Raw genomic sequence first — 6727 nt, 5'->3', positions numbered from 1 at the left:
CGCCGCACCACCGCCGGGCACCGCGGCACCACCGCCGGGCACCGCCGCACCACCGGGCGCCGCGGCACCACCGGGCACCGTGCCGGCAGCCCCAGTCGCCCCCTGCGCGCCGATCGCGCCGGTCAGCGCATCGGGAACACAGAACGTGGACAGCGGCCCCCCACCGCGCACGGCCTGCGCGACGACGAATCCGAGCGCGACCAGGATCCCGCCGAGCGCGACCAGCCCCAGCCCGGTCCTGTTCCGCGGGCGTGCGGGCATGAAGGCGTCGAGGAGCAGCACGAGCCCGGCCACGACCGCCAGCGTCAGCGGCGGGGCGATCACGAAGTAGTCGATCTGCTGGATCACGACAGGCCTCCCAGCAAGGTCTGTACGGCCGGCGTGGTGAGGGACAGCAGAAGCTTGGGCCAGAGCCCGAAGAGCAGGATCAGCACGATCAGCGGCACCCAGGCGACCAGCTCGTACCCCCGGACATCACGCAAGCCCGCCGCCCCCACGCCCGGCTCCACAGTTCCCACCCCAGTCCCCACCGCGGCGGCCGGCGCAGCGCCTACCCCAGTCCCCACCACGGAACCAGCCGCAGCGCCTACCCCAGTCCCCGGCCCGACCTCGGACGTCGTGACCTCCGTACCCTCCGCGACCGCGCCCGGCAACGCCTCGGGGGCTCGCGGACCGCCGTCAACGGCTTCCACCGGCCCAGGCGGCTCCGGCATCACCGGCCGCTCGTCAACCGCCTCGACCCCGTACGCCGCCGGGCCGACGCCCGCCCGTCCGGGAAGGCCGTGGGTGACGCGAGACAGCATGAGCAGGAAGTACGCCGCCGTCAGCACCGCCCCCAGCCCGCCGATCACCATGAACGTCAGGAACAGCTCGCGCGGCAACGCCTCGACTGGCTGGAACGCCCCCAGAAGCGACAGCATCTCCCCCCAGAACCCGGCCAGACCAGGCATGCCCAGCGAGGCGACGCACGCGAACGTCAGGATCGCGCCCAGGTGCGGCAGCGTGGCCAGCATGCCACCACCCAGCGATGGCATGTCGGCGGTACCGTACCGCTCCTTGATGGCCCCGGCGAGGAAGAACAGCAGGCCGGTGATCAACCCGTGGGCGATGTTCGCGAAGAGGGCGCCGTTGACGCCCACCGCGGTCAGCGTGGCGAACCCGAGCAGCACGAACCCCATGTGCCCGACGGAGGAGTAGGCGATCATGCGTTTGAGGTCACGCTGGGCCAGGCAGGCCAGGGCGCCGTACACGATGCCGACCACGGCCAGCGCTCCCAGCCAGGGCGCCGCCGCCACCGCCCCCTCCGGGAGGATGGGGATGGCGATCCTGGCGAAGCCGTACGTGCCCATCTTGAGGAGCACACCGGCCAGCAGCACCGAACCGACGGTCGGCGCCTCGGTGTGCGCGTCAGGGAGCCACGTGTGCAGCGGCCACATGGGCGTCTTGACCGCCAGCCCGATCCCGACCGCCACGAACGCGATGATCTGCACGGCGCGCGACATGCCGGCGCCGTGGGCCTGGCCGAGGGCGACGATGTCGAGCGTGCCGGTCTGGGCCCAGATGAGGAGCAGGCCGAGCAGCATCACGACCGAGCCGAGCAGCGTGTAGAGGATGAACTTGATCGCCGCCGCCCGCCGCCCCTTGCCGCCCCAGATGGCGATCAGGAAGTACATCGGGATCAGCACGATCTCGAAGAACACGAAGAAGAGCAGCAGGTCGAGGGCGAGGAACGTGCCGATCATGCCGACTTCGAGCACGAGCAGCGTGAACACCAGCGCCCTCGGCCTGGCCTCACCGGCCCGCGGCTCCAGGAGCTGGCCGGGAGCCCGGCCGTCGCCCCAGCTCAGGTAGGCGAAGCACAGGAACGTGAGCAGGGCCGTCAGGGCGATCAACGGCAGCGACACCCCGTCCACCCCCAGGTGGAAGCGGAGATCAAGACCAGGGATCCACGGCCGGTCCACGGTGAACTGCGGCCGGGCCGCCCGCGCGTAGTCGAACGTCGCCACCAGCACGACGGCCAGCGCCAGCGTGGCCCCGGACACGGCCAGCCCGTAACCGCGCAGCACGGGACGGAGCGCGTTCGGCGCGATCACCAGCAGCAAGGCCCCGAGCAGCGGCACGGTGAGCAACGCGACGGCGAGCCAGCCCATCATGCGAACACCACCGCCCCCACCGCGATCAACAGGACTCCGGCGAGCACACCGCTCACGTACAGCTGAACGTTGCCGTTCTGTGCGAGGCGCAGCACCCCGGACAGGCCGCGCGCCGCCCGGCCCGAGCCGCGCACGGCGCCGTCGACCACCGTGTCGTCCGTTCTGACCACCAGCCCGGCCAGCGCCAGCACCGGCCGGGCGAACACGGCGGCGTAGAGGTCGTCGACGTAGAACGCCCGCTCACACGGCACTCTCAGCGGTCCGAGCACCCGGGCCGGGTCGGTGACGGGGTCGCCGCGCCAGAACGCGTAGATCACTCCGGCGCCGAGCAGGGCGAGCACGACGCTGACAGCCGCCACCCCGAGGTCGAGGTGGACCCCGCCGACGAATCCGAGCAACAAGGCGGGAACCGCCAGCAGCACGACGGGCAGCAGCATCGTCCTCGGCGCCTCGCGGACGTCGACGACATGGGCCGTGCCGGGCTCGGGTTCGGGCAGGGCCACGGCTCTCGCCGGGCCGAAGAACGTGCGCAGCCAGGCTCTGGCGGCGTAGGCCCCGGTGACGGCGACGGTCGCGAGCGCGCAGCCGTACAGGAGCAGAGCGGCCGCGTCCGTCAAGACTCCGCCTGCCAGCGCTCGGTCCATGGCGAGCAGCAGCGCGTCCTTGCTGAAGAAACCGCTGGCCGGAGGGATGCCCATCAGGGCGGCGAACCCCACCGTCATCGCCACGAACGTCACCGGCAGTTGCCGCCGCAGCCCGCCCATCCGGCTCATCAGGTTGGTCCCGACGTAGTGGATCACGACGCCGGCACAGAGGAAGAGCAGGGCCTTGAACGCACCGTGCGTGAGCAGGTGGAAGATCGCGGCTCTGTCGGATCCCGCGGCGAGCCCTCCGGCCATGTACGCGAGCTGGCTGATGGTGGAGTAGGCGAGCACCCGTTTCAGGTCGTCCTGGGCGAGCGCGGCCAGGGCGGCGCCGAGCATGCCGAGCGCGGCCATGACGGCCAGCAGGTCCATCGTCGGCCGGGCGACCACGAACGCCGGGAAGAGCCTGGCCACGATGAAGATCCCGGCGGCGACCATGGTGGCGGCGTGGATCAGCGCGCTGATGGGGGTCGGACCGGCCATCGCGTCGGGCAGCCAGGTGTGCAGCGGCACCTGCGCGCTCTTGCCGGCCACACCGGCGAGCAGCAGCATCGTCGCGGCCACCAGCGTCCCCATGGACATCTCGGGCACCTTGGCGAGCACGTCCGCGATGCGGAAACTCCCCGCGGCGACGCCGAGCACGAAGATGCCGAACAGGAACCCGACGTCACCCAGCCGGGTGACCAGGAACGCCTTGACCGCCGCCCGGGAGTTGCCCCGGTCCTCCCACCAGTGGCCGATGAGGAGGTAGGAGCAGAGCCCCATGATCTCCCAGCCCACGTAGAGGACCAGGAGGTCGCCGGAGTACACGACGAGCAGCATCGCGCTGGTGAACAGGCTGACGAAGGCGCTGTAGGACGGGTAGCGCGGGTCGTCGTGGAGATAGCCGACCGAGTAGACCTGCACGGCCAGCGCCACGAGCGTCACCAGGACGCCGAGAATGGCGGACAGGTCGTCGGCCTGGAGGGTCAGCGAGATCGGGATGCCACCGGTGATGATCGACCCGTAGGTGCTGCCGACGGGCTCGGACGGGGCGGCTCCCACGATGTACGCGAAGCCGGGTGCCCAGGCCAGCCAGAGGGCGAGCACAACGGACACGGCCGTCGGAACGACCGCGATCCACGCGGCACGCGCATGCGCCCGCCTCCGCCGCTCGTCCGCTTCGCCGCCCGTCCAGGACGCATCGCCACCCGTCCCGAACACATCGCCACCCGCCGCGGACGTATCGCCACTCCTCGCGGGTGCGTCTGCTTTGGCCCCAGCCACGCCCGGACGCGAGCGGCGCCCGAGCAGAAGGTACGGCCGGCGCGACAGCAGCAGGCCCGCGAAGGCGGCCACGAAGGGCAGGAGCACTGCCAGCAACGGAAAGTTCGTCACAGGTTGCCCCTTCGCTCAGCGGCCTGCTCATCGCCCCGCCCGTTCCCGGACCCGCCAGGAGCAGCGGGCGCGTCGGCGGGGAGGGCGGAGGACAGAGTGGGCGCTCCCGCCGAGCCCCACGGCCGGTTCGGCGACTGCTGCTGCCCGACCTGATCGTTGGAGTGGACGGCGGCACCGGGCAAGCGGCCTGATGTCTCCGTGGAGGCGGGCGCCTCGTCACCGGGCTCGGCCAGGTCGCGCAGGTGGTCGATGTCGACGGTCTTGCGGTTGCGGTAAAGGGCGAGCACGATGGCCAGCCCCACACCCACCTCCGCGGCGGCGATCACGATGACGAACAACGTGAGCACCTGGCCGCTGTGCAACCGGTCGCGCAGCCACACGTCGAACGCCACCAGGTTGAGGTTGACGGCGTTGAGCATCAGCTCCACCGACATGAGCACGAGGATCGTGTTGCGGCGCGCGAGCACGCCGTACACCCCGATGGAGAAGAGGAGCGCGGAGACGACCGCCGGGTAGACGATGTGCACTTAGTGCCCCCCGGACTCGTCAGATGGCGCTCCCTTGGCTTGCTGAGAGGAGCCGTCGGTCTGGTCGGAACGCGTATCCCTCGCTCCACCACGTCCCCGGGCCGCCGAACCGGCTTCCTCACCAACGGACCCACGATCCTCAGCCGCCGAACCGCCTGCCTCAGTAGGCGAACCACCGGCCGCCTGAGCTGCCGAATCGCCTTTCTCGCCCGGCGGGGCGTCATCCCCAGCCTCCGCGTCCCTTGTCGTTGGCGCGGGGGAACCAGCAGGAGCGTGGGCCGGAGGGGCACCGGGCTGGGGCGAAGGACCTGCGGAGGGAGCGGGGACGCCGTCCGGTTGGCCAGGAGATGCGCCGTCAACCTCTGGGGAACCACCGGGTATATCCGTGCGGGACAGGACGATCGCACCGATCAGGGCGGCCAGCAGCAGCACGGACAGCGCCTCGAAAGGCAGCACCCACGTGCTGAACACGCTGGCACCCAGCTCCTTCGCCGCCCCGGGGCCCGGAGTGAGCGGCGCATAGGCCGTACGGAAGCCGTCGATCACCACCGTGACCAGGATGGCCGCCGTCGCCACGGCCACCACCGCAGCCACCACCCGGTTGCCGCTGTCGAGGTCGGCGGAGCGGCCTATCGGGGCACGAGTGAGCATGATGCCGAACAGCATCAGCACCACCACCGCGCCCACGTAGATGAGCACCTGGACCCAGGCCACGAACTCCGCCGTCAGTACGAGATAGCAGCCTGCGAGCGCACCGAAGCAGACGACCAGCCACAGAGCGGCGTGGACGAGCTGTCGGGTCGTGACGACGAGCAGCGCGGAGCCGACCGCCACCGCGCCCAGCAGCAGAAAGACGATTTCCTGGCCGGTGGGTGACAGGTAGGAGGGCACCGCTTCGGTCACGACTCCTCCTCGTGCTCCCTTGTCTCGTCAGGACCGAGCCGCCCGGGCGGGCGGATGGATCGGGGGTCGGCCATCCTGCGCCTGCGCGGTCTCGCGCCAGAATTCTGCTCCTCCGGGCCGGGGCTCGGTTGCGGCTCGCCTTCAGCTGTGGACAACTCTTCGCGGGACGAGTCGCCTGTGGATGCCGTTCCGGCGGGAGACTCCCCTGGAGGCGGGGCCGCGTCCGGAGGACGCGTCGGGACGGCCCTCGCCCCCGAAGAGCGCCCCTCCTCGGCGGAAGAGCCCGCCCCAGCAACAGTCTCCGGCGGAGACTCCGACTCCGCCGGAGACGGAGTCGCAGGTTGCCCGGCGGATGCCGTCGGCTGCGCCGTAGGTTGCCCGGTGGACGCCGTAGGTTGCCCGGTGGATGACGGCGTGCCGGTTGTCGGTCGACCGGGGGACCGGTGCGTTTCGGCTGGGGGCTGCTCCGCGGACGGTTGCGGGGGCGGCTCTGTGGATGAGGTGCCGTCTGGCTGGGCGGCTGTGGACAACTCCGCGTCGGGATCGGCGGCTGTGGATGAGCGTCCTGCCCCTGGCAGCGGGCTCTCGGCAGCCACCGCGCCGGTTGTCTGGCTGTCGGTGTTCGGCGTTCCGCCTGACCGGCTCCGGGCGTCCGACGTTCCGGCTGACCGGTTCGACGTTCCGGCTGACCGGCTTCGGGTCTCCGGCGTTTCCGCTGCTCTGCCCTCGGGGGCCGACGGCTCCGGTCGGTGCTCTCCGCTCGGGGTGGCGGGCGGCTGGACGTCGGTGGACGCGGCGCCGGACGTGCCGTCTGCGCGCCTCTCGGCGGCGGCTCCTGGGCCGGGCCTGCCAGTAGGGGGGCGTTCGGGAGCGGCGGACGAACTGGACGGGCCCCCCTCGGCGGCGGACGTACGGGGCGGGCGGCCCTCGGCGGCAGCCGTGCGGGGCGGGCGGCCCTCGGCGGTGGACGTACTGGACGGGCGGCCCTCGGCGGCAGCCGTACCCCTGGCTCCGGCTTGTCCCCTGACCGCAGCCGTACCCCGGGCCGGGGTCTCTTCCCCGGTGCCCGGGGCGGGGCGGGCGGTGGCGCCCTGGCCCGCACCTGGGCCGGCGGGGCGGCGAG

The 6727-nt window shown here is 71.9% G+C and carries 3 protein-coding genes and 2 pseudogenes; all 5 read right to left on the bottom strand.

Annotated elements, in window-relative coordinates; genetic code table 11:
• Positions 1-348, bottom strand: a pseudogene (locus tag DQW85_RS30140) (hypothetical protein); the annotation flags it as partial.
• Positions 345-2150, bottom strand: coding sequence for a complex I subunit 4 family protein (locus DQW85_RS30135; RefSeq protein ID WP_113703208.1), 1806 nt, complete (start codon positions 2148-2150; stop codon positions 345-347). The gene DQW85_RS30135 and the pseudogene DQW85_RS30140, both read right to left, overlap by 4 nt.
• Entirely contained in the window at positions 2150-4174 is a 2025-nt protein-coding gene (locus DQW85_RS30130) for an NADH-quinone oxidoreductase subunit 5 family protein (protein ID WP_113703207.1), read from the bottom strand. The genes DQW85_RS30135 and DQW85_RS30130 overlap by 1 nt, the downstream gene beginning before the upstream one ends.
• Positions 4175-4419: 245 nt before the next feature.
• Positions 4420-4701 (bottom strand): annotated as a pseudogene (gene nuoK, locus DQW85_RS30125) (NADH-quinone oxidoreductase subunit NuoK); the annotation flags it as partial.
• Complete coding sequence (locus DQW85_RS47155) at positions 4702-5604, bottom strand: NADH-quinone oxidoreductase subunit J family protein (protein WP_240197515.1); 903 nt, start codon at positions 5602-5604, stop codon at positions 4702-4704.
• Positions 5605-6727 lie beyond the last annotated feature (1123 nt).

The organism is Nonomuraea lactucae, assembly GCF_003313395.1.
Lineage (GTDB): Bacteria > Actinomycetota > Actinomycetes > Streptosporangiales > Streptosporangiaceae > Nonomuraea > Nonomuraea lactucae.
Note: the sequence above shows the minus strand (reverse complement) of the source record. Positions and strands in the feature narration are given on the sequence as shown.

Excerpts from the sequence above, each read along its gene's own strand:
- DQW85_RS30135 (WP_113703208.1), bottom strand. The coding sequence starts at position 2,150 with ATGGGCTGGCTCGCCGTCGCGTTGCTCACCGTGCCGCTGCTCGGGGCC.